Origin of the sequence: Micromonospora sp. NPDC050980 (assembly GCF_040653835.1) — a bacterium.
Taxonomy (GTDB): domain Bacteria; phylum Actinomycetota; class Actinomycetes; order Mycobacteriales; family Micromonosporaceae; genus Micromonospora.
Genome location: NZ_JBFAGS010000001.1, coordinates 352,541 through 374,373 on the forward strand (window position 1 = coordinate 352,541; position 21,833 = coordinate 374,373).

The 21,833-nt window shown below is 69.4% G+C and carries 19 protein-coding genes; all 19 read right to left on the bottom strand.

What is annotated here, in order from left to right; genetic code table 11:
- Nucleotides 1-3: 3 nt before the first annotated feature.
- The 19 genes from rplB to rplK all read right to left on the bottom strand — a co-directional run bounded on the left by rplB (nt 4) and on the right by rplK (nt 21,808).
- The gene (gene rplB, locus AB0H28_RS01700; RefSeq protein WP_278109425.1) at nt 4-843 is read right to left on the bottom strand and encodes a 50S ribosomal protein L2; all 840 of its coding nucleotides are present in this window, start codon (nt 841-843) and stop codon (nt 4-6) included.
- Nucleotides 844-855: 12 nt separating this feature from the next.
- The gene (gene rplW / locus AB0H28_RS01705; protein WP_013288632.1) at nt 856-1,158 is read right to left on the bottom strand and encodes a 50S ribosomal protein L23; all 303 of its coding nucleotides are present in this window, start codon (nt 1,156-1,158) and stop codon (nt 856-858) included.
- Nucleotides 1,155-1,820, bottom strand: coding sequence for a 50S ribosomal protein L4 (rplD, locus tag AB0H28_RS01710; RefSeq protein ID WP_358032714.1), 666 nt, complete (start codon nt 1,818-1,820; stop codon nt 1,155-1,157). Before rplD ends, rplW begins: the two co-directional genes overlap by 4 nt.
- Nucleotides 1,817-2,482 carry a 50S ribosomal protein L3 gene (rplC, locus tag AB0H28_RS01715; RefSeq protein ID WP_358032717.1) on the bottom strand — a complete coding sequence of 222 codons (666 nt, stop codon included), beginning with the start codon at nt 2,480-2,482 and terminating at the stop codon, nt 1,817-1,819. The genes rplD and rplC overlap by 4 nt, the downstream gene beginning before the upstream one ends.
- Nucleotides 2,483-2,493: 11 nt before the next feature.
- A complete protein-coding gene (gene rpsJ, locus AB0H28_RS01720) occupies nt 2,494-2,802 on the bottom strand; it encodes a 30S ribosomal protein S10 (RefSeq protein ID WP_007073037.1) in 309 nt (102 codons plus the stop codon).
- 355 nt (nt 2,803-3,157) lie between these two features.
- Nucleotides 3,158-4,351: an elongation factor Tu gene (tuf, locus tag AB0H28_RS01725; protein WP_091426406.1), complete on the bottom strand. Its 1,194-nt coding sequence runs from the start codon at nt 4,349-4,351 to the stop codon at nt 3,158-3,160.
- A 223-nt stretch (nt 4,352-4,574) separates the two neighbouring features.
- A complete protein-coding gene (gene fusA, locus AB0H28_RS01730) occupies nt 4,575-6,671 on the bottom strand; it encodes an elongation factor G (RefSeq protein WP_358032720.1) in 2,097 nt (698 codons plus the stop codon).
- A gap of 76 nt (nt 6,672-6,747) precedes the next feature.
- Nucleotides 6,748-7,218, bottom strand: a complete 471-nt coding sequence (gene rpsG / locus AB0H28_RS01735; protein ID WP_091065767.1) for a 30S ribosomal protein S7 — start codon at nt 7,216-7,218, stop codon at nt 6,748-6,750.
- Nucleotide 7,219: 1 nt separating this feature from the next.
- Entirely contained in the window at nt 7,220-7,594 is a 375-nt protein-coding gene (rpsL, locus tag AB0H28_RS01740) for a 30S ribosomal protein S12 (protein ID WP_007465318.1), read from the bottom strand.
- Between the two features lie 476 nt (nt 7,595-8,070).
- The gene (locus tag AB0H28_RS01745) at nt 8,071-8,442 is read right to left on the bottom strand and encodes a hypothetical protein (protein WP_358032722.1); all 372 of its coding nucleotides are present in this window, start codon (nt 8,440-8,442) and stop codon (nt 8,071-8,073) included.
- 570 nt (nt 8,443-9,012) lie between these two features.
- Nucleotides 9,013-9,384, bottom strand: a complete 372-nt coding sequence (locus tag AB0H28_RS01750) for a hypothetical protein (RefSeq protein ID WP_358032725.1) — start codon at nt 9,382-9,384, stop codon at nt 9,013-9,015.
- Between the two features lie 145 nt (nt 9,385-9,529).
- On the bottom strand, nt 9,530-13,417 hold the full coding sequence (locus AB0H28_RS01755) for a DNA-directed RNA polymerase subunit beta' (protein WP_358032728.1): 3,888 nt from the start codon (nt 13,415-13,417) through the stop codon (nt 9,530-9,532).
- A gap of 80 nt (nt 13,418-13,497) precedes the next feature.
- Entirely contained in the window at nt 13,498-16,929 is a 3,432-nt protein-coding gene (locus AB0H28_RS01760) for a DNA-directed RNA polymerase subunit beta (protein ID WP_358032731.1), read from the bottom strand.
- 577 nt (nt 16,930-17,506) lie between these two features.
- A complete protein-coding gene (gene rplL / locus AB0H28_RS01765; RefSeq protein ID WP_358032733.1) occupies nt 17,507-17,896 on the bottom strand; it encodes a 50S ribosomal protein L7/L12 in 390 nt (129 codons plus the stop codon).
- 54 nt (nt 17,897-17,950) lie between these two features.
- Nucleotides 17,951-18,499, bottom strand: coding sequence for a 50S ribosomal protein L10 (gene rplJ / locus AB0H28_RS01770; protein ID WP_091065754.1), 549 nt, complete (start codon nt 18,497-18,499; stop codon nt 17,951-17,953).
- A 316-nt stretch (nt 18,500-18,815) separates the two neighbouring features.
- Nucleotides 18,816-19,505, bottom strand: coding sequence for a hypothetical protein (locus AB0H28_RS01775; RefSeq protein ID WP_358032736.1), 690 nt, complete (start codon nt 19,503-19,505; stop codon nt 18,816-18,818).
- Nucleotides 19,502-20,494 (bottom strand): ABC transporter ATP-binding protein, encoded by a 993-nt coding sequence (locus AB0H28_RS01780; RefSeq protein WP_358032738.1) that lies wholly within the window; start codon nt 20,492-20,494, stop codon nt 19,502-19,504. The genes AB0H28_RS01775 and AB0H28_RS01780 overlap by 4 nt, the downstream gene beginning before the upstream one ends.
- A gap of 82 nt (nt 20,495-20,576) precedes the next feature.
- Nucleotides 20,577-21,293, bottom strand: a complete 717-nt coding sequence (rplA, locus tag AB0H28_RS01785) for a 50S ribosomal protein L1 (protein ID WP_358032741.1) — start codon at nt 21,291-21,293, stop codon at nt 20,577-20,579.
- Nucleotides 21,294-21,376: 83 nt separating this feature from the next.
- On the bottom strand, nt 21,377-21,808 hold the full coding sequence (gene rplK, locus AB0H28_RS01790; protein ID WP_091065740.1) for a 50S ribosomal protein L11: 432 nt from the start codon (nt 21,806-21,808) through the stop codon (nt 21,377-21,379).
- Nucleotides 21,809-21,833 lie beyond the last annotated feature (25 nt).

Consider the following 21,833-nt stretch of genomic DNA (forward strand, 5'->3'; position numbering starts at 1 on the left):
CCCTCAGCCGCGCTTACGCGTGGCGTAGCGGCGGCGGACGATCAGCCGGTCGCTCGGCTGGCCCTTACGACGGGTGCGGCCCTCGGGCTTACCCTGCGGGTTGACCGGGTGGCGACCACCGGAGGTCTTACCCTCACCACCACCGTGCGGGTGGTCGACCGGGTTCATGGCGACACCACGGACCGTGGGGCGCTTGCCCTTCCAGCGCATGCGGCCGGCCTTGCCCCAGTTGATGTTCGACTGGTCGGCGTTGCCGATCTCGCCGACGCTGGCGCGGCAGCGCACGTCGACCCGCCGGATCTCGCCGGACGGCATACGCAGGGTCGCGTAGGCGCCCTCACGGCCGAGCAGCTGGATGCCGACGCCGGCCGAGCGGGCCAGCTTGGCGCCGCCGCCCGGACGCAGCTCCACGTTGTGCACCGTGGTACCGACCGGGATGTTGCGCAGCGGCAGGTTGTTGCCCGGCTTGATGTCGGCGCCCGGACCGGACTCGACGCGGTCGCCCTGCTTCAGGTCCTTCGGCGCGAGGATGTAGCGCTTCTCGCCATCGGCGTAGTGCAGCAGCGCGATGCGCGCGGTGCGGTTCGGGTCGTACTCGATGTGCGCGACCTTCGCCGGCACGCCGTCCTTGTCGACCCGCTTGAAGTCGATCAGACGGTACTGCCGCTTGTGCCCGCCACCGTGGTGCCGCGTGGTGATCCGGCCGTGGGCGTTGCGTCCGCCCTTCTTCGGCAGCGGAGCCAGCAGCGACTTCTCCGGCGTGGACCGGGTGATCTCGGCGAAGTCGGCGACGCTGGAACCGCGCCGGCCCGGCGTCGTCGGCTTGTACTTACGGATAGCCATTGTCTACACCCCTCAGCTGACCGGGCCGCCGAAGGCCTCGATACGGTCACCGTCAGCCAGCTTCACCATCGCGCGCTTGGTGTCCTTGCGCTTGCCGAACCCGGTGCGGGTCCGCTTGCGCTTGCCCTCGCGGTTGAGCGTGTTGACCGTCAGGACGCGGACGTTGAAGATCTGCTGGATAGCGATCTTGATCTCGGTCTTGTTCGCGTCCGGGTGCACCAGGAAGGTGTACCAGTTCCGGTTCAGCTCGCTGTAGCTCTTCTCCGAGACGACCGGCGCGACGATGACGTCACGCGGATCGGCGATCGTGCTCACTTGCCACCCTCCTCGGTGGTCTCGGCTGGCACGCCCAGGAACTCGTCCAGGGCCTCCTTGGTGAAGACCACGTCGTCGGCCACCAGCACGTCGTAGGTGTTGAGCTGGCCGGCCTCGATCAGGTGCACCCGACTGTCCCGCGCGTTGCGCAGGTTCCGCAGCGACACCCAGTTCAGCTCGTCGGTGCTGCTCAGCACGACCAGCACCCGGCGGGCCTGGGTCAGCTTCGTCAGCGTGGCCAGCGCCGCCTTGGTGGACGGCTGCTCGCCCGAGACGAACGCCTCGACGACGTGCACCTGGCCCGCGCGGGCCCGGTCGGAGAGGGCGCCACGCAGGGCGGCGGCCTTCATCTTCTTCGGGGTCCGCTGGCTGTAGTCGCGCGGCACCGGGCCGTGGACGACGCCACCGCCGGCGAACTGCGGCGCGCGGGTCGAGCCCTGGCGGGCCCGGCCGGTGCCCTTCTGCTTGTAGGGCTTCCGGCCACCGCCGGAGACCTCGCCGCGGCTCTTGGTCTTGTGCGTGCCCTGCCGGGCCGCCGCGAGCTGAGCCACCACTACCTGGTGCATCAGCGCGATGTTCGCCTGCACGTCGAAGATGTCGGCCGGCAGCTCGACGGAGCCGCTCTTGCCGCCTTCGACGTTGCGGACGTCAACGGTGGTCACTTGGCCACACCGCCCTTCTTCACCTTCGCCTTGGCCGCGGTGCGGACCAGGACCAGCGCGCCCTTCGGGCCGGGGATGGCACCGCGGACGAGCAGGAGGTTGTTCTCGGTGTCGACCGCCTGGACGGTCAGGTTCTGGACGGTGTAGCGCACGCCACCCATCCGGCCCGCCATCCGGGTGCCCTTGAAGACGCGACCCGGAGTGGCGCAGGCGCCGATCGAGCCGGGCGAGCGGTGCTTGCGCTCGACGCCGTGGCTGGCGCGCAGACCGTGGAAGCCGTGCCGCTTCATCGGGCCGGCGTAGCCCTTGCCCTTGGTCTTGCCGGTCACGTCGATCACGGCGCCGGCCGGGAACTCCTCGACCGTGACCTCCTGGCCCGGCGTGTAGTCCGCGGCGTCGGACGTGCGCAGCTCGACGATGTGCCGGCGCGGCGCGACGTCGGCCTTGGCGTAGTGCCCGGCGACCGGCTTCTTGACCTTGCGCGGGTCGATGGCGCCGTAGGCGAGCTGAACGGCGGAGTAGCCGTCCTTGTCGGCGCTACGGACCTGGCTCACGACGCACGGGCCGGCCTCGACCACGGTCACGGGGACGACCTTGTTGTTGTCCCAGACCTGGGTCATGCCGAGCTTGGCGCCCAGGATCCCCTTGACTTGCCTGTCCATTTGATCGATCCCTACAGCTTGATCTCGATGTCGACGCCAGCCGGCAGGTCGAGGCGCATGAGCGAGTCGACCGTCTTCGGGGTCGGGTCGATGATGTCGATCAGACGCTTGTGCGTGCGCATCTCGAAGTGCTCGCGCGAGTCCTTGTACTTGTGCGGCGAGCGGATGACGCAGAAACGGTTGATCTCCGTGGGCAGCGGCACCGGGCCAGCGACCTGCGCCCCGGTACGCGTCACCGTCTCGACGATCTTCCGAGCCGACGAGTCGACGACCTCGTGGTCATAGGCCTTGAGCCGGATGCGGATCTTCTGTCCCGCCATGGTGGCTTCTGTTCCTTCTCTCGATGCCGCTGTCTTGCGGGCACCTGTACCGGCTGGTGCAGGCCCCACTTCGCCGACCCCCGCGGTCGGGCGTGTCGCGCCCGTGGACCAGGCTCCGCCCCGGGGCTCCGGAGCGATTCTCTGACCGCGCGGTGGGTCATGGCGCCGATCGCGGGAACGCGACCTGGACGCCGCGCGAGGGTGGTTGACCGCCGATGGCGATCAACCACCCCACGCGTTGACAGTCTGCCTGCCGGAGGTCCAGCCTCAACCGGACGCGGTCGACCTACTGTCGTTACGCAACCTGACTAGTATGCCGCACGACCGGCGGCGACGCTAATCGGGGTTACCCAGCTCACTTGATGATCTTGGTGACGCGACCCGCGCCGACCGTACGACCACCCTCGCGAATCGCGAACTTGAGGTTGTCCTCCATGGCGATGGGCTGGATCAGCTTCACCGACATCGAGGTGTTGTCGCCCGGCATGACCATCTCGGTGCCCTCGGGCAGCGTGACGACGCCGGTGACGTCCGTGGTCCGGAAGTAGAACTGCGGACGGTAGTTCTGGAAGAACGGGGTGTGGCGGCCACCCTCCTCCTTGGAGAGGATGTAGACCGTCGCCTCGAACTCCGTGTGCGGGGTCGTGGTGCCCGGCTTGATGACCACCATGCCGCGCTCGACGTCCTCGCGCTTGGTGCCACGCAGCAGCAGGCCGACGTTCTCGCCTGCGCGGGCGTCGTCCAGGGTCTTCCGGAACATCTCGATCGCGGTGACCTTGGTCTTGAAGCCCTTCTCGCGGATGCCGACGACCTCGACGTCCTCGTTCGGGAGCAGCACGCCACGCTCGACACGGCCGGTGACGACCGTACCGCGACCGGTGATCGTGAAGACGTCCTCGACGGGCATGAGGAACGGCTTCTCGGTCTCGCGCTCCGGCTGCGGGATCGCGGTGTCGACCGCGCTCATCAGCTCGAGCAGCTTCTCGGTCCAGACCGGGTCGCCCTCGAGCGCCTTCAGCGCGGAGACCTGGACGACCGGCAGGTCGTCACCCGGGTACTCCTGCGACGAGAGCAGCTCGCGGACCTCGAGCTCGACGAGCTCCAGCAGCTCCTCGTCGTCGACCATGTCGCTCTTGTTGAGCGCCACGACGATGTACGGCACACCGACCTGACGGGCCAGCAGCACGTGCTCGCGGGTCTGCGGCATCGGGCCGTCGGTCGCCGCCACCACCAGGATCGCGCCGTCCATCTGCGCGGCACCGGTGATCATGTTCTTGATGTAGTCGGCGTGACCGGGGCAGTCGACGTGCGCGTAGTGACGCGCCTCGGTCTGGTACTCGACGTGCGCGATGGAGATCGTGATGCCGCGGGCCTTCTCCTCCGGCGCCTTGTCGATCTCGTCGAACGGCGTGTACGGGTTCAGGTCCGGGTACTGGTCGTGCAGGACCTTGGTGATGGCCGCCGTCAGCGTCGTCTTACCGTGGTCGATGTGACCAATGGTGCCGATGTTGACGTGCGGCTTAGTCCGCTCGAACTTCGCCTTCGCCACTGGTGTCCTCCTGTGGACTTTCTTGGTTCGTTCGCCCCGGTGCGCCGGTCGGCGCGTAGGACTCTGTCGACAGCCTTTCCGGCCTGACGGCCGGAGAGCCTTTGTGGGTTCTGCGGCGATGAAGCCTACAGGCCCGGATTCACACAACCCGACCGAGGTGGCCGCGGGCGGGAGATCCCTCCCGCGACCGGCCCCGGATCACCGGGTCAGCTCGGGGTGAGCGTCACTCACCCGTCGCCTTGGCGATGATCTCCTTCGCCACGCTCTGCGGCACTTCGGCGTAGGAGTCGAACTGCATGCTGTAGCTAGCCCGGCCCTGGGTCTTCGACCGCAGGTCGCCGACGTAGCCGAACATCTCCGACAGCGGCACCAGAGCCCGGACGACGCGAGCGCCGCTGCGCTCCTCCATCGCCTGGATGATGCCGCGACGGGAGTTGAGGTCGCCGATGACGTCACCCATGTTCTCCTCAGGAGTGGTGACCTCAACGGCCATCATCGGCTCGAGCAGTGCGGGGTCGGCCTTGCGGGCCGCCTCCTTCATCACCATCGAACCGGCGATCTTGAACGCCATCTCGGACGAGTCGACCTCGTGGTACTGGCCGTCCAGCAGCGTCAGCTTGAGACCCACCAGCGGGAAGCCGGCGAGGATGCCGTACTGCATGGCGTCCTGGGCGCCCGCGTCCACCGACGGGATGAACTCCCGGGGGATGCGGCCACCGGTGACGGCGTTCGCAAACTCGTAGGTCGGCGAGTCGTTGCCCATGGGCAGCGGCTCGAGACTCACGATCACGCGGGCGTACTGGCCGGAGCCACCGGTCTGCTTCTTGTGGGTGTACTCGACCTTGTCCACCTTGCGGCGGATGGTCTCACGGTACGCCACCTGCGGCTTGCCGATGTTCGCCTCGACGTTGAACTCGCGGCGCATCCGGTCGACCAGGATGTCCAGGTGCAGCTCGCCCATGCCGGAGATGACCGTCTGACCGGTCTGGTCGTCCAGCTTGACGCGGAAGGTCGGGTCCTCCTCGGCCAGCCGCTGGATGGCGGTGCTGAGCTTCTCCTGGTCGGCCTTGGTCTTCGGCTCGATGGCCACCTCGATGACCGGCTCCGGGAAGGTCATCGACTCGAGGATGACCGGGTTCGCCGGGTCGCACAGGGTGTCACCGGTGGTGGTCTGCTTCAGACCCTGGACCGCGATGATGTCGCCGGCCTTGGCGGAGCTGCGCTCCTCCCGCTTGTTGGCGTGCATCTGGTAGATCTTGCCGATGCGCTCCTTGCGGTCCTTGGTGGAGTTGACCACCTGGGACCCGGACTCGACCACGCCGGAGTAGACCCGGACGTAGGTGAGCTTGCCGAGGTGCTTGTCGGTCTGGATCTTGAACGCCAGGCCGGAGAACGGCTCGGACGTCGACGGCTTGCGCAGCATCGGCGTCTCACCGTCGGTGGCCGTACCCTCGATCGCCGGAACGTCGAGCGGCGAAGGCAGGAAGTCGATCACGGCGTCGAGCATGGGCTGCACGCCCTTGTTCTTGAACGCCGAACCGCAGAGCACCGGGTTCGCCTTGCCCGCGATGGTGGAGCGCCGGATGGCGGCCTTGATCTCCTCGGCGGAGATCTCCTCGCCCTCCAGGTACTTCTCCATCACCGAGTCGTCGACGTCGGCAAGCGTCTCCATCAGCTTCTCGCGCCACTCGGCCGCGGAGTCGGCCAGGTCGGCCGGGATCTCCTCGATCGCGTAGTCCTCACCCTTCTGGGTCTCCCCGCGCCAGGTGAGGGCGCGCATGCCGATCAGGTCGACGACGCCGATGTGGTCGCCCTCGAGGCCGATCGGGATCTGGAGCACGAGCGGGGTGGCGTTGAGCCGGTCGATCATCATCTGCACGCAGCGGAAGAAGTCGGCGCCGGTCCGGTCGAGCTTGTTGACGAAGCACATCCGGGGGACGTTGTACTTGTCCGCCTGGCGCCAGACGTTCTCCGTCTGGGGCTCCACCCCGGCCACGCCGTCGTACACCGCGACCGCACCGTCCAGAACACGCAGCGACCGCTCCACCTCGACCGTGAAGTCGACGTGACCGGGCGTGTCGATGATCTGGATCGTGTGGCCCTTCCACTCGCACTTCGTGGCGGCGGAAGTGATGGTGATACCGCGCTCCTGCTCCTGCTCCATCCAGTCCATGACGGCGGCGCCCTCGTGGACCTCGCCGATCTTGTACGTGATGCCGGTGTAGAAGAGGATTCGCTCGGTGGTCGTGGTCTTACCGGCATCGATGTGCGCCATGATGCCGATGTTGCGTACGTTGGCGAGCGCGTCTGCGGCGGCCACTTCAATCCCTACTTATCGTCGTCTCGACACAACTGGTGGTGGTTCCGGCGCCTCGTGGACGCCGGAACCTCAGGTGTTACCAGCGGTAGTGCGCGAAGGCCTTGTTGGACTCGGCCATCTTGTGCGTGTCCTCGCGCCGCTTGACGGCGGCACCGAGGCCGTTGCTCGCGTCGAGCAGCTCGTTCATCAGCCGCTCGATCATGGTCTTCTCGCGCCGGGCCCGGGAGTAGGTCACCAGCCAGCGCAGACCGAGCGTGGTCGCGCGGGCCGGCCGGACCTCGACCGGAACCTGGTAGGTGGCGCCACCGACCCGGCGGCTGCGCACCTCCAGCGTCGGCTTCACGTTGTCCATCGCGCGCTTGAGCGTGACGACCGGGTCGGTGCCGGACTTCTCGCGGCAGCCCTCCAGGGCGGCGTACACGATGCGCTCGGCGAGCTGACGCTTGCCGCGCAGCAGGATCTTGTTCACCAGCTGGGTGACCAGCGGCGAGTTGTACACCGGGTCAGCGACCAGCGGATTCCGCGGAGCGGGTCCCTTACGCGGCATGTCAGCTCTTCTCCTTCTTCGCGCCGTAACGGCTGCGAGCCTGCTTGCGGTTGCGGACACCCTGGGTGTCCAGCGAGCCGCGCACGATCTTGTACCGCACGCCGGGGAGGTCCTTCACACGGCCGCCACGCACGAGCACGATCGAGTGCTCCTGGAGGTTGTGGCCGACGCCCGGGATGTAGGCGGTCACCTCGATCTGGCTGCTGAGCTTGACACGAGCGACCTTGCGCAGCGCCGAGTTCGGCTTCTTCGGGGTGGTGGTGTACACGCGGGTGCACACGCCGCGCCGCTGGGGAGACCCCTTGAGCGCCGGGGTCTTGGTCTTGGTCGTCTTGGCCTGTCGGCCCTTCCGGACCAGCTGCTGAATGGTGGGCACCGGGTTTCTCCGCTCCCTTCGGCCGCTGCGAGGCGACCGCGCCGTCTGCTCTAGCCGGCCTGATGGACGGCTCTCCTACATTCCAGCCGGGGCCACCTGGCGGAGGCCCCAGCACCCGCGGTCGGGCGTGTCGCCCGAGTCACGGCCCGGTGGCGCCGCTCGCGCGTCGTACCGGATCTTTGGTCTTGGTGGTGCGACCGCGCGATCACCGGCTGACCGGCTCCAGCGCACGCACGCATTGCCCGGGCGGGCCCGGGCGCAAGGGGAAAGATTACCTATCACAGCCGCGCCGGTCAAAACGGATCGGCTCGGGAGGACCGCTCAGCGGCCCCGCCGGCCGGCTTCCGGGTCGCCGGCGCGCCCTCGATGGGCACCTACGCCGTCAAGTGTACCGGCTCGTCCGGCGCGGGACCCGGCGGCCCCACTCCGCCCGGACCGGGCATACCGCCCCCAACCGGTCGAGGCCCCGATCGGGCTCACGTGATCTGCACCACCAGGGCGACGACGAGGCCGGACACGCTCAGCACCAGCCCCACCGCGCCGCAGCTCAGCCCGGCCACCGCCAGCCCACCGCCGGTGAACCGGACCGCCGGCGGTGGCGCCGGACGCCGGATCTGCCGGCGGGCGAACAACCAGGCCACTATCGCCCCGACCCCGGCGAGCGCGCCGAGCACGGTGAAGGCGCCAGCCGCCCAGGCGCCACCGTAGTCCGGACCGGCCACACCGAAGCAGAACACCAGCAGCGACACCAGGATCGAGGCGATCCCGGTGACCAGCGAGCCGACGGCCAGGCCCGATGTGACCGGCGGCACGTCGAGGTGGACCACTCCGAACGGGGTGCCCGGCACCGCGTCGACCCGCTTCGGCGGCCGGGGCGCCTCCCGCGGGGGCGGCGGGAACGCCGGCCCGACCGGCCCCCAGCCGCCGGGCGCGTTCCCCGACGTCCCCCACCCGCCGCCGTGGGCCGGCCCACTTCCCGGGTACGCCCCGAACGCCGGCCCCGGCCCGCCGGGCCCGGCCGGCCCCGGGTGGTACGCCGAGCCTGGCGGATACGGTCCCCCGGGCCCCGGACCGTGCGGAGCGAACGGGTCCGGCCCGGCGGGTCCCGAGCCGGACGGGTACGGCCCGGCCGGTCCCGACCCGGACGGATAGGGCCCGACGGATCCCGAGCCGGGCGAGTACGGCCCGGCCGGTCCCGACCCGGACGGATAGGGCCCGACGGATCCCGAGCCGGGCGAGTACGGCGCGGCGGGATCCGGCCCGGCCCCTGGGCGGGTCGGGTCGCCTTCCGGCGGGGCCGGTTCCGTCACGGCGTCCTCCTGTCCACATGGCTCACCCGCCACGCGGCGGACACCGGCCAGGCTACCGCCGTGGGTCACCCTCGGGTGGGCGGGCGCGGTGCCCGCTCCCCCGCCGGGTCAGTCGATGTTCGGGGCGAAGTCGTGCCGGAACGAGGCGTCCGCGTGTCGGACCACCCCGATCACCACCGCGGCCACCACCGCTACGGCGGCCAGCACCAGGCCGATCCAGGCCAACCGCTCACCGCGGCGCAGCCAGTCGGCGCCGGTGAGGTAGCCCCCCGAGACGTACGCCTCCCGGCGGGCCTGCCGGGCCAGGGTGAGCGCGAGCGTGGCGGGCACCACCCCGCCGACGAAGAAGCCGGTCAGCGCCCCGATCAGGCCGAGGGCGAAGACGGCGCGGGCCTTCGTGGAGCGGACCGGCTCGGGATCGTGCGGATGGCGGTGCACCTGCGGCACGGCGGGCACCTGCTGCCCCGGCACGGTCGTCATGTCCTCCATTCTGCCCGCACCAGCTCGCCGAGGTGGGGGTGTCCGGGAGGTGCCGATCGCGCCACCTCGGCGTACTGGTGTGGATCAACGGGCCCGGACGCGACGAGGCCCCCGGCACGTGCCGGGGGCCTCGTCGTCCGTGCGTTTAGCGGTACGACCCGAAGTCGAAGTCGTCCAGCGGCACCGCCTGGCCGCTGGCCGGCCCGAAGCCGTAGTCGGTCTCCGGGTAGCCGGTCATCGAGTAGACCTTGGCCTTCGCCTCCTCGGTCGGCTCGACCCGGACGTTGCGGTACTTGCTGATGCCCGTACCGGCCGGGATGAGCTTACCGATGATCACGTTCTCCTTGAGGCCGATCAGCGAGTCGCTGCGGGCGTGGATCGCCGCGTCCGTCAGCACCCGGGTGGTCTCCTGGAAGGAGGCCGCCGACAGCCAGGAATCCGTGGCCAGCGAGGCCTTGGTGATACCCATCAGCACCGGACGACCGGCGGCGGGCTCGCCACCCTCGCCGACGAGCCGGCGGTTCTCCGACTCGAACAGCGCCCGGTCGACGAGCACGCCCGGCAGGAACTCGGTCGAGCCGGAGTCGATGACCGTCACCCGCTTGAGCATCTGGCGGATGATGATCTCGATGTGCTTGTCGTGGATGAGCACACCCTGCGAGCGGTAGACCTCCTGGACCTCCTGGGTCAGGTGGACCTGGACCGCGCGCGGGCCGAGGATGCGCAGCAGCTCGTGCGGGTCGATGGTGCCCTCGGTGAGCTTCTCGCCGACCTCGACGTGGTCGCCGTCGTGCGCCCGGAGCCGGACCCGCTTCGAGATCTTGTCGTAGACGATCTCGTCGCTGCCGTCGTCCGGGATGACCACGATCTTGCGGGACCGCTCGCCGTCCTCGATCCGGATCCGGCCGGGGGTGTCGGCGATGGGCGCCTTACCCTTCGGCACCCGGGCCTCGAAGATCTCCTGGACGCGGGGCAGACCCTGGGTGATGTCCTCACCCGCGACACCACCCGTGTGGAAGGTACGCATGGTCAGCTGCGTGCCCGGCTCACCGATCGACTGGGCGGCGATGATGCCGACCGCCTCGCCGACGTCCACGGTCTTGCCGGTCGGCAGCGAACGGCCGTAGCACGCACCGCAGACGCCCAGCTTCGACTCGCAGGTGAGCACGCTGCGCACCCGCACCGTCTCCACCCCGGCCGCCACGATCGCGTCGACCCCGATGGAGTTGATGTCCTGGCCACGGTGGGCCACCACGGTGCCGTCCGGCCCCTTGATGTCGTCGGCGAGCGTCCGGGCGTGCACGCTGGTCTCGGCGTGCTCGTGCACGACCAGCTTGCCGTCCAGGTGCTCACCGATCTGCATCGGGATGGCCCGGTCGGTGCCGCAGTCCTCCTCGCGGATGATGACGTCCTGCGAGACGTCCACCAGACGCCGGGTCAGGTAACCCGAGTCGGCGGTACGCAGGGCGGTGTCCGCGAGGCCCTTCCGGGCGCCGTGCGTGGAGATGAAGTATTCCAGCACGGAGAGACCCTCCCGGTAGCTGGCCTTGATCGGCCGCGGGATGATCTCGCCCTTCGGGTTGGCCACCAGACCACGGATCGCCGCGATCTGCCGGAGCTGGAGCAGGTTACCGCGGGCACCCGAGTTGATCATCTTCCACAGCGGGTTCTCCTGCGGCAGCGCGGTGTCCATCTCCTTGGCGACCTCGTTCGTCGCCTTGGTCCAGATCTCGATGAGCTCGCCGCGACGCTCCTCGGCGGTCATCAGACCACGCTGGTACTGCTTGTCGATCCGGTCGGCTTCCTTCTCGTACCGCTCCAGGATTTCCCGCTTGCGCGGCGGAGCGATGACGTCCTCCATGCCGATGGTGACGCCGGACCAGGTGGCCCAGTGGAAACCGGCCTCCTTGAGCCCGTCCAGGGTGGCCGCCAGGGCCACCTTCGGGAAGCGCTCGGCGAGGTCGTTGACGATCGCGGAGAGCTGACCCTTGCGGATCTCGTAGTTCACGAAGCGGTAGCCCGGGGGCAGCGTCTCGTTGAACAGGACCCGGCCGAGGGTGGTCTCCACCGTCACCGGCTCGCCCTCGACCCAGCCCTCGGGCGCGGTCCACGGCTGCGCGCCGGCGCCGTTGTCGACACCGACCACGTCGTGCAGCCGGATCTTGACCGGGGTCTGCAGGTGCAGCTCCCCGTTGTCGTACGCCATCCGCGCCTCGGCGTCCGAGCTGAACGCCCGGCCCTCGCCCTGGCCCCCCGGAGTGAGGTGGGTCAGGTGGTAGAGACCGATGACCATGTCCTGGGTGGGCATGGTGACCGGCTTGCCGTCGGCCGGCTTGAGGATGTTGTTCGACGACAGCATCAGGATCCGCGCCTCGGCCTGGGCCTCGGCGGACAGCGGCACGTGGACCGCCATCTGGTCACCGTCGAAGTCGGCGTTGAACGCGGTGCAGACCAGCGGGTGGATCTGGATGGCCTTGCCCTCGACGAGCTGCGGCTCGAACGCCTGGATGCCCAGCCGGTGCAGGGTCGGCGCCCGGTTCAGCAGGACCGGGTGCTCGCCGATGACCTCTTCCAGCACGTCCCACACGACCGGCCGCTGCCGCTCGACCATCCGCTTGGCGGACTTGATGTTCTGCGCGTGGTTGAGGTCGACCAGCCGCTTCATCACGAACGGCTTGAACAGCTCCAGCGCCATCTGCTTGGGCAGGCCGCACTGGTGCAGCTTGAGCTTCGGGCCGACCACGATGACCGAACGGCCGGAGTAGTCGACGCGCTTGCCCAGCAGGTTCTGGCGGAACCGGCCCTGCTTGCCCTTGAGCATGTCGGAGAGCGACTTCAACGGCCGGTTGCCCGGGCCGGTGACCGGACGACCACGACGGCCGTTGTCGAACAGCGCGTCGACGGCCTCCTGGAGCATCCGCTTCTCGTTGTTGACGATGATCTCGGGCGCGCCGAGGTCGATCAGCCGCTTGAGGCGGTTGTTCCGGTTGATCACCCGCCGGTAGAGGTCGTTCAGGTCGGAGGTCGCGAAGCGGCCACCGTCGAGCTGCACCATCGGGCGCAGGTCCGGCGGGATGACCGGGACGCAGTCCAGCACCATGCCGAGCGGCGAGTTGCGGGTGTTCTGGAACGCCGCGACGACCTTCAGCCGCTTGAGCGCGCGGATCTTCCGCTGGCCCTTGCCGGAGCGGATCGTCTCGCGCAGGTTCTCCGCCTCGGCGGTGAGGTCCATGTTCTGGACCAGCGCCTTGATGGCCTCGGCGCCCATGCTGCCGGTGAAGTACTCACCGAAGCGGTCGCGCAGCTCGCGGTAGAGCAGCTCGTCGGTGACCAGCTGCTTCGGCTCCAGCTTGCGGAAGGTGTCGAGGACCTCGTCGAGGCGGTCGATCTCGCGCTGGGCCCGGTCGCGGATCTGGCGCATCTCGCGCTCTCCGCCCTCCTTGACCTTGCGCCGGACGTCCGCCTTCGCGCCCTCGGCCTCCAGCTCGGCCAGGTCGCCCTCCAGCTTGGCGGCCCGCTTCTCAATCTCCGAGTCGCGGCTGTTCTCGGCCTGCCGCTTCTCGGCCAGGATCTCGTTCTCGATTGTCGAGAGGTCGCGGTGACGCGCTTCGGCGTCCACGCTCGTCACGACGTACGAGGCGAAATAGATGATCTTTTCGAGGTCCTTCGGGGCGAGGTCCAGCAGGTAGCCCAGCCGGCTCGGCACGCCCTTGAAGTACCAGATGTGGGTCACCGGAGCGGCCAGCTCGATGTGACCCATCCGCTCCCGGCGAACCTTGGAGCGGGTCACCTCGACGCCGCAGCGCTCGCAGATGATGCCCTTGAAACGGACCCGCTTGTACTTACCGCAGTAGCACTCCCAGTCCCGTTGCGGACCGAAGATCTTCTCGCAGAAGAGCCCGTCCTTCTCCGGCTTGAGGGTGCGGTAGTTGATGGTCTCGGGCTTCTTGACCTCGCCGTGGGACCACTGACGGATGTCGTCGGCGGTGGCGAGACCGATGCGCAGCTCGTCGAAGAAGTTGACGTCGAGCACTGTGTCCCCTATGTCGTCGTCTGTACTGCTAGCTAACGGGCGGGATCGGGGGCCGGCGAGCCGGCCCCCGAATCACCGCCTCAGACCTCTTCGACCGAGCTCGGCTCGCGCCGGGACAGGTCGATGCCCAGCTCCTCCGCCGCCCGGAACACCTCGTCGTCGGTCTCGCGCATCTCCAGGGCCACACCGTCGCTGGAGAGCACCTCGACGTTGAGGCACAGCGACTGCAGCTCCTTGAGCAGCACCTTGAACGACTCCGGGATGCCCGGCTCGGGGATGTTCTCGCCCTTGACGATCGCCTCGTAGACCTTGACCCGGCCGAGGACGTCGTCGGACTTGATGGTCAGCAGCTCCTGCAGGGCGTAGGCGGCGCCGTACGCCTGCATGGCCCAGCACTCCATCTCACCGAAGCGCTGGCCACCGAACTGCGCCTTACCACCCAGCGGCTGCTGCGTGATCATCGAGTACGGGCCGGTCGACCGGGCGTGGATCTTGTCGTCGACCAGGTGGTTGAGCTTCAGGATGTAGACGTAGCCGACCGCGATCGGGTCGGGCAGCGGCTCGCCGGAACGACCGTCGAACAGCTGCGCCTTGCCGGTGCGCCCGATCAGCTGGTTGCCGTCCCGGTTGGGCAGGGTCGACGCCAGCAGGCCGGAGATCTCCTCCTCGCGGGCACCGTCGAAGACCGGGGTGGCCACGTTGGTGTCCGGCTCGGACTCGTGCGCGTTGATCGACTTGAGCTGGCGCTTCCACTCCTCGTCGTCGCCGTCGACGCTCCAGCCGGTCTTGGCCACCCACCCGAGGTGGGTCTCCAGGACCTGACCGATGTTCATCCGGGACGGCACACCGAGCGGGTTCAGCACGATGTCGACCGGGGTGCCGTCCTCCAGGAACGGCATGTCCTCGATCGGCAGGATCTTGGAGATGACGCCCTTGTTGCCGTGGCGGCCCGCGAGCTTGTCACCGTCCTGGATCTTGCGCTTCTGGGCCACGTAGACCCGCACCAGCTCGTTCACGCCCGGGGGCAGCTCGTCGCCGTCCTCGCGGGAGAAGGTACGCACGCCGATGACCGTGCCGGTCTCGCCGTGCGGCACCTTCAGCGAGGTGTCCCGGACCTCGCGCGCCTTCTCACCGAAGATCGCGCGGAGCAGCCGCTCCTCGGGGGTCAGCTCGGTCTCGCCCTTCGGCGTGACCTTGCCGACCAGGATGTCACCGGGGACGACCTCGGCGCCGATCCGGATGATGCCGCGCTCGTCGAGGTCGGCGAGCATCTCCTCGCTGACGTTCGGGATGTCGCGGGTGATCTCCTCCGGTCCGAGCTTGGTGTCCCGGGCGTCGACCTCGTGCTCCTCGATGTGGATCGAGGTGAGCACGTCCTGCTGCACGAGGCGCTGCGACAGGATGATCGCGTCCTCGTAGTTGTGGCCCTCCCAGCACATGAACGCGACCAGCAGGTTGCGTCCGAGCGCCATCTCGCCCTCGTCGGTGCACGGCCCGTCGGCGATGACCTGACCGGCCTCGACGCGGTCGCCCTCGAAGACGACCGGCTTCTGGTTGACGCAGGAGCCGGCGTTGGAGCGGCGGAACTTGTGCAGCAGGTAGGTCCGGCGGTGGCCGTCGTCCTGGTGCACGGTGACGTAGTCGGCGCACAGGTCCTCGACCACACCGCCGACCTCGGCCACGACCACGTCGCCGGCGTCCACGGCAGCGCGGTATTCCATGCCCGTGCCGACCAGCGGGGCCTCGGCCTTGACCAGCGGCACCGCCTGACGCTGCATGTTCGCGCCCATGAGCGCGCGGTTCGCGTCGTCGTGCTCCAGGAACGGGATCATCGCGGTGGCGACCGAGGTCATCTGCCGCGGCGACACGTCCATGTAGTCCACGGCCCCGGGCGCCACGTCCTCGGTCTCGCCGCCCTTACGGCGGACCAGGACGCGGTCCTCGGCGAACGTGCCGTCCGCCCGCAGCGGCGCGTTGGCCTGCGCCTTGACGAACCGGTCCTCCTCGTCCGCGGTCAGGTAGTCGATCTGGTCGGTGACCCGACCGTCGATGACCTTCCGGTACGGCGTCTCGATGAAGCCGAACGGGTTGACCCGGGCGAAGGTGGAGAGCGCGCCGATCAGGCCGATGTTCGGGCCTTCCGGCGTCTCGATCGGGCACATCCGGCCGTAGTGGGACGGGTGCACGTCGCGGACCTCGAAGCCGGCCCGCTCCCGGGACAGACCGCCCGGGCCGAGCGCGCTGAGCCGGCGCCGGTGGGTCAGACCCGCAAGCGGGTTGGTCTGGTCCATGAACTGGGACAGCTGCGACGTGCCGAAGAACTCCTTGATCGCCGCCACCACCGGGCGGATGTTGATCAGGGTCTGCGGCGTGATCGCCTCGACGTCCTGCGTGGTCATCCGCTCGCGGACGACCCGCTCCATCCGGGAGAGACCCACCCGGACCTGGTTCTGGATCAGCTCGCCCACGGTACGCAGGCGACGGTTGCCGAAGTGGTCGATGTCGTCGGCCTCGTAGCCCTCCTCACCGGCGTGCAGCCGGCAGAGGTATTCCACGGTGGCGACGATGTCGTCCTCGGTCAGCGTGCCGGTGTTCATCGGCACGTCGACTTCGAGCTTCTTGTTGAACTTGTAGCGCCCGACCTTGGCGACGTCGTACCGCTTCGGGTTGAAGAAGAGGTTGTCGAGCAGGGTCTGGGCGTTCTCGCGGGTCGGCGGCTCGCCAGGGCGGAGCTTGCGGTAGATGTCGAGCAGCGCCTCGTCCTGCCCGGCGATGTGGTCCTTCTCCAGCGTGGTCATCATCAGCTCGGACCAGCCGAACTTCTCGCGGATGCGCTCCGCGGACCACCCGATGGCCTTGAGCAGGACGGTGACGGCCTGCCGACGCTTGCGGTCGATGCGTACGCCGACCGTGTCGCGCTTGTCGATGTCGAACTCCAGCCAGGCACCCCGACTCGGGATGACCTTGACGCTGGAGAGGTCGCGGTCGGAGGTCTTGTCCGGCTGCTTGTCGAAGTAGACGCCCGGCGAGCGGACGAGCTGGCTGACCACGACGCGCTCGGTGCCGTTGATGATGAAGGTGCCCTTGGGCGTCATCATCGGGAAGTCACCCATGAACACCGTCTGGCTCTTGATCTCGCCGGTGGTGTTGTTGGTGAACTCCGCGGTCACGAACAGTGGCGCGCAGTAGGTCAGGTCCTTCTCCTTGCACTCCTCGATCGAGGCCTTGACCTCGTCGAAGCGCGGAGCGGAGAAGGACAGCGACATGGTGCCGGAGAAGTCCTCAATGGGACTGATCTCGTCGAGGATTTCCGCGAGACCCGAGCGTGCGTGCGGGTCGTCCGCCGACCGGCCCTGCCAAGCCTCGTTGCCGACGAGCCAGTCGAACGACTCGTTCTGGATGGCGAGGAGGTTGGGGACCTCGAGGTGTTCGGTGATCCGACCGAAAGAAACTCGGCGGGGCGCGAAAGCGCTCGACGTACGACTGGTCTTCGCAGGGCGGGAAGCTGCCAAGATGCGTCCTTCCGAGGACCGGTGCTGCAGAACGGCTGGTACGCGTGCACTCCAATGACCCCACCAGAAGTATCCACAATCGGACATTTCCGAGCAGGGGTCAAGTCGGAAGGCAGCGCAAACTAGCAGTGTAGCCGAGAGGCTAACCGCTGTCCAGCCCACCCCGCAGGTCGTCGCGGAACAAGCCCCGGGACCTCGAAAAACCGGGTCCGCCGGGCCGCTCGGAACGCGACGTTCCTGCCGGTCCGCTCGTGGTGCGGCGGCGGCGGTGGTGCTGCCGTTGCCCATACCCGAGAGGCGGCCGTTGCAAGCGCGGAAGGTCTTGCTGATGTCAGCGTGCCTGCCCTGCCGGTGCCGCGTCAAGGGCCGGTTACTGCTCGGGGTGTCTTTCCCCCCGACGGACTACCGACTGAGCATCCTGAGAGGCCGAAACAGGGAACCTGGACGCCCTGCTCACGCCGCTGTCAGCCGCTGGCACCAACACGGCGGGCGGTGACCCGGTCCCCGGATCACCGCCCGCCGCGACGCGATGTGCCCCGGCTCACGTGAGCCGGACGCGCGTCAGGTCAGACCAACGTCACTTGAGGGTGACCTTGGCGCCCTCGCCCTCGAGCTTGGCCTTGGCCTTCTCGGCGGTCTCCTTGTTGGCCTTCTCCAGGATGGCCTTCGGAGCGGCCTCGACGAGGTCCTTGGCCTCCTTGAGGCCCAGGCCGGTCAGCTCGCGCACGACCTTGATGACCTGGATCTTCTTGCCACCGTCGGCGTCGAGGATGACGTCGAACTCGTCCTTCTCCTCCTCGGCCGGGGCGGCGGCGCCACCGGCGGCACCGCCGGCCGCGGCAACCGCGACCGGAGCGGCGGCGGTGACCTCGAAGGTCTCCTCGAACTGCTTCACGAACTCGGAGAGCTCGATCAGCGTCATCTCCTTGAACGCGTCGAGCAGCTCGTCGGTGCTGAGCTTCGCCATGTCTGGCGTCCTTTCCTTGAAGAATTAACTAAGAACGTGGTGCGCCGCGGGGCCTCAGGCCGCCTCGGCGCCCTCCTGCTCGCGCTTCTTGTCCGCCAGGGCGGCCGCCGCGCGGGCGGCCTTGGAGAGCGGCGCCTGGAACAGGGCCGCGGCCTTGCTCAGGTTGCCCTTCATCGCGCCGGCCAGCTTGGCCAGCAGCACCTCGCGGGACTCCAGGTCAGCGAGCTTCGTGACCTCGGCCGCGGAAATGGCCTTACCCTCGAAGACACCGCCCTTGATGACGAGCTTCGGGTTGGCCTTCGCGAAGTCGCGAAGCCCCTTCGCCGCCTCGACGACGTCGCCCGAAACGAAAGTCAGCGCGGTAGGACCGGTGAACAGCTCGTCGAGGCCGGAGATGCCCGCATCGGCCGCGGCACGCTTGGCCAGCGTGTTCTTCGCGACCGTGTAGCTGGTCTCCTTGCCGAGCGTGCGCCGCAGCTGAGTGAGCTGCGAAACCGTGAGCCCGCGGTACTCGGTCAGCACGGTGGCGCCCGAAGAGCGGAAACTCTCGGTCAGCTCGGCGACGGCCGTGGCCTTGTCGGCCCGGATCGGCTTGTCCGCCATGTCCCTCCTCTCTCGTTGCTCGGAGCTGGCACGCCGGCAACGAGGGAACTCGCGACGGCGGCGGAGGCACCACGACAACGAAAAAGCCCCGGCGCGGGGCGCACGGGGCGAGGGCCGGGATCATGGACACAGTCGGCGGACCGTGCGTGACACCGAGTTTCGCTTGCCGCCCTGCGCGGGTCGCCCGTCGTCGCGGGACCTTCGACCGTGCCAGGGCACGGTGACCAGCGGTCTGTGGGTGGAACTACCGCACCAGACTACGCGACCGGGCCCGGCGCACCAAATCGCCCCCCGGGTGCTCCCGGTCACCCGCCGGTCAGGCGCGGGTGCGCCGGCCCCAGGCGTAACCGGTCAGCGCCACCGCCGTCCAGAGCACGGCCCAGCCGGTCAGCAGCAACCCGGCGCCGAGCGCGACCGGCCCGGTGACCGCGCGGGCGGTCGCCAGCACCGGCGGAACCAGCCACGGCGCCACCGAATCGGACAACCCGAAGACCACGAACCCGACCGCGCCGACCGCCAGCACGGCCGCCCCGTAACCGGCGCTGCGGGTGATCGGGCGACTGGCCAAGGCGCCCAGGGCCACCGCCGCCGGCAGGGCGAGCAGGTGCGCCCACAGCCCGAGCGCCACGCCGACCGCGACCGGCCGCCCCTCCGGACCGGCCGCCGCGGTGAGCGCTCCGATCGGCCACGGCAGCGCCAGCGCGACCGCCACCACGGCGAGCCCGGCCACCAGCGCCGCGAGCAGCCCGGCCGCCTGTTCCCGGGCCGGGCCGACCACCACCCGCGCCAGCCGGCGCTGCACGTCGGGCTCGACGTCGAGCAGGATCTTGGTCTGCCAGGCCAGCACCGGGAAGAGGATCACCGCGGAGACTCCGTAGGCCTCCGCCGGCCGGGCCTGACCGCCGCCGTGGAGGACGCCGAGAGCGAGCAGACCGGCCAGCACCGGCGCCAGCGCCCGCCCGGTACGCACGAAAGCGGCCAGCCGCATCCGCATCAGCGCGATCACCGGTCCACCTCCGTCGCCGACCCGGATCGGCCGGACCCCACGCCCTCGCCCACCTCGGCCGCGCCACCGGTGAGCAAGCCGGGTGGGCCGTCGGAGGACACCTCGCCGGGGTGATCCGGAGGACCGGTCGAGACACGCGACCGGTCATCGGAGCCAGCGGCCTGATCCCCGTCGGGCCGCACGCCAGCCGAGAGAGTCGACTCGGCGTCCGGCGGGGTCGCGACGGGCTGGCCCGGCGGCGTGGCGGGGGTGGGGACGGCGTGGTCGCGTATCCGGAGGACCTGGTGGCCGTCGGCGCGCAGGCGGGCGACGGTGGCGACGACGGTCACGGCCGGCACCGCCAGCTCGACCACCGCGACCGCCGAACCCTCGGACGGCGCGGTTTCGCCGAGCGTGCCGTCGACGACCGACCACTGCCGGGCGCCGGGCAGCCGGACCGTCTCGCCCCGGTGGTCGCTGACCAGCACCGCGCCGCCGCCGGCCAGCACCTCACCGATCATCTCGGGGACCAGCTCGCGAGCCGCCGCGTCCAGCCCCTCCCAGGGCTCGTCGAGCACCAGCAGGCCGGGCGGTCGCAGCAACGCCTGCGCCAGGCCGACCTTTTGGGCGGTGCCCTTGGACAACTGCGGCAGGCGCACGTCGTGGAACCGGGTCAGGCCCAGCCGCTCGACCCAGTGCCGCACCGCCCGGTCGGCGGCGGGCCCGGGCAGGCCGGCGACGCGGCCCATGGCCGCCAGGTAGGCCCCGACGGTGAACGGTTGGTCGGCTCCGAACCGCTCCGGCACCCAGCCGACGGCCGCCGGCCGGCCGGTCACCGTGCCCCGGCTCGGCCGTAACACCCCCGCGGCGAGCTGGAGCAGCGTGGACTTACCCGCCCCGTTGCGGCCGAGCACGACCGCGACCTCACCCGCGCCGATCGCCACGTCGACCTGACGCAGCACCCACGGGCCGTGCCGGTGGTAGCGGAGCCATACCCCGTCGAGCCGCATGCGCCGAGCCTGCCACAACGGACAGAAAGCCGGGGCCCCGCCACGTGTGGTGGCGGGGCCCCGGCCGGGAACGTGCGGTTGCTCAGGACTCGGTCGAGCCCTCCTGCAGGTTCTTGATCACCTTCGGGTCGACCGGGACGCCCGGACCCATGGTGGTGGTCAGGACGACCTTCTTGAGGTAGGTGCCCTTGGCCGCGGACGGCTTGGCGCGCAGCACCTCGTCCAGCACGGCGGCGTAGTTGTCGACCAACTGGGCCTCGGAGAACGAAGCCTTGCCGATGATCAGGTGCAGGTTGGAGTGCTTGTCCACCCGGAAGGTGATCTTGCCGCCCTTGATGTCCGCGACCGCCTTGGTGACGTCCATGGTCACGGTGCCGGTCTTCGGGTTCGGCATCAGGCCGCGCGGGCCCAGGATCCGCGCGATCCGGCCGATCTTGGCCATCTGGTCCGGGGTGGCGATCGCGGCGTCGAAGTCGAGCCAACCGCCCTGGATACGGGCGACCAGCTCGTCGGTGCCCACCTCGTCCGCGCCCGCCGCGGCGGCCTCCTCGGCCTTCGCGCCGGCGGCGAAGACGATCACGCGGGCGGTCTTGCCGGTGCCGTGCGGCAGGTTGACCGTGCCGCGGACCATCTGGTCCGCCTTGCGGGGGTCGACGCCGAGGCGCATCGCGACCTCGACCGTGGCGTCGAACTTGACGTTGGTGTTCTCCTTGGCCAGCTTGACGGCCTCGGCGGGGGCGTAGAGCTTCGAGCGGTCGATGACCTCAGCGGCCTTGCGGTAGCTCTTGCTGCGCTGCATTTCTGGTGACTCCTGTGGTCTCTGGCGGGCGCGCGCGGTCGCGGCCCTCCCACGAACGGATCGGGTGGAGCGGTGGAGCGAGATCAGTCGGCGACGGTCAGGCCCATCGACCGGGCGGTGCCCGCGATGATCTTCTCGGCCTGGTCGATGTCGTTGGCGTTGAGGTCCGCCATCTTCTTCTCGGCGATCTCGCGCAGCTGGGCGCGGGTCACCGAGCCGACCTTCTCCTTGTGCGGGACGCCCGAGCCCTTCTGCACGCCGGCGGCCTTGATCAGCAGCCGGGCGGCGGGCGGGGTCTTCAGCACGAAGGTGAAGGTGCGGTCCTCGTAGACGCTGATCTCGGCGGGGACGACGTCGCCCCGCTGGGACTCGGTCTGCGCGTTGTAGGACTTGCAGAACTCCATGATGTTCACGCCGTGCTGGCCGAGCGCGGGGCCGACCGGCGGCGCCGGGGTGGCCTGGCCCGCCGGCAGCTGAAGCGTGAACGTCTTGACGAGCTTCTTCTTCGGAGGCATGTCTCTTCCTGGGGCTTGAAACTGG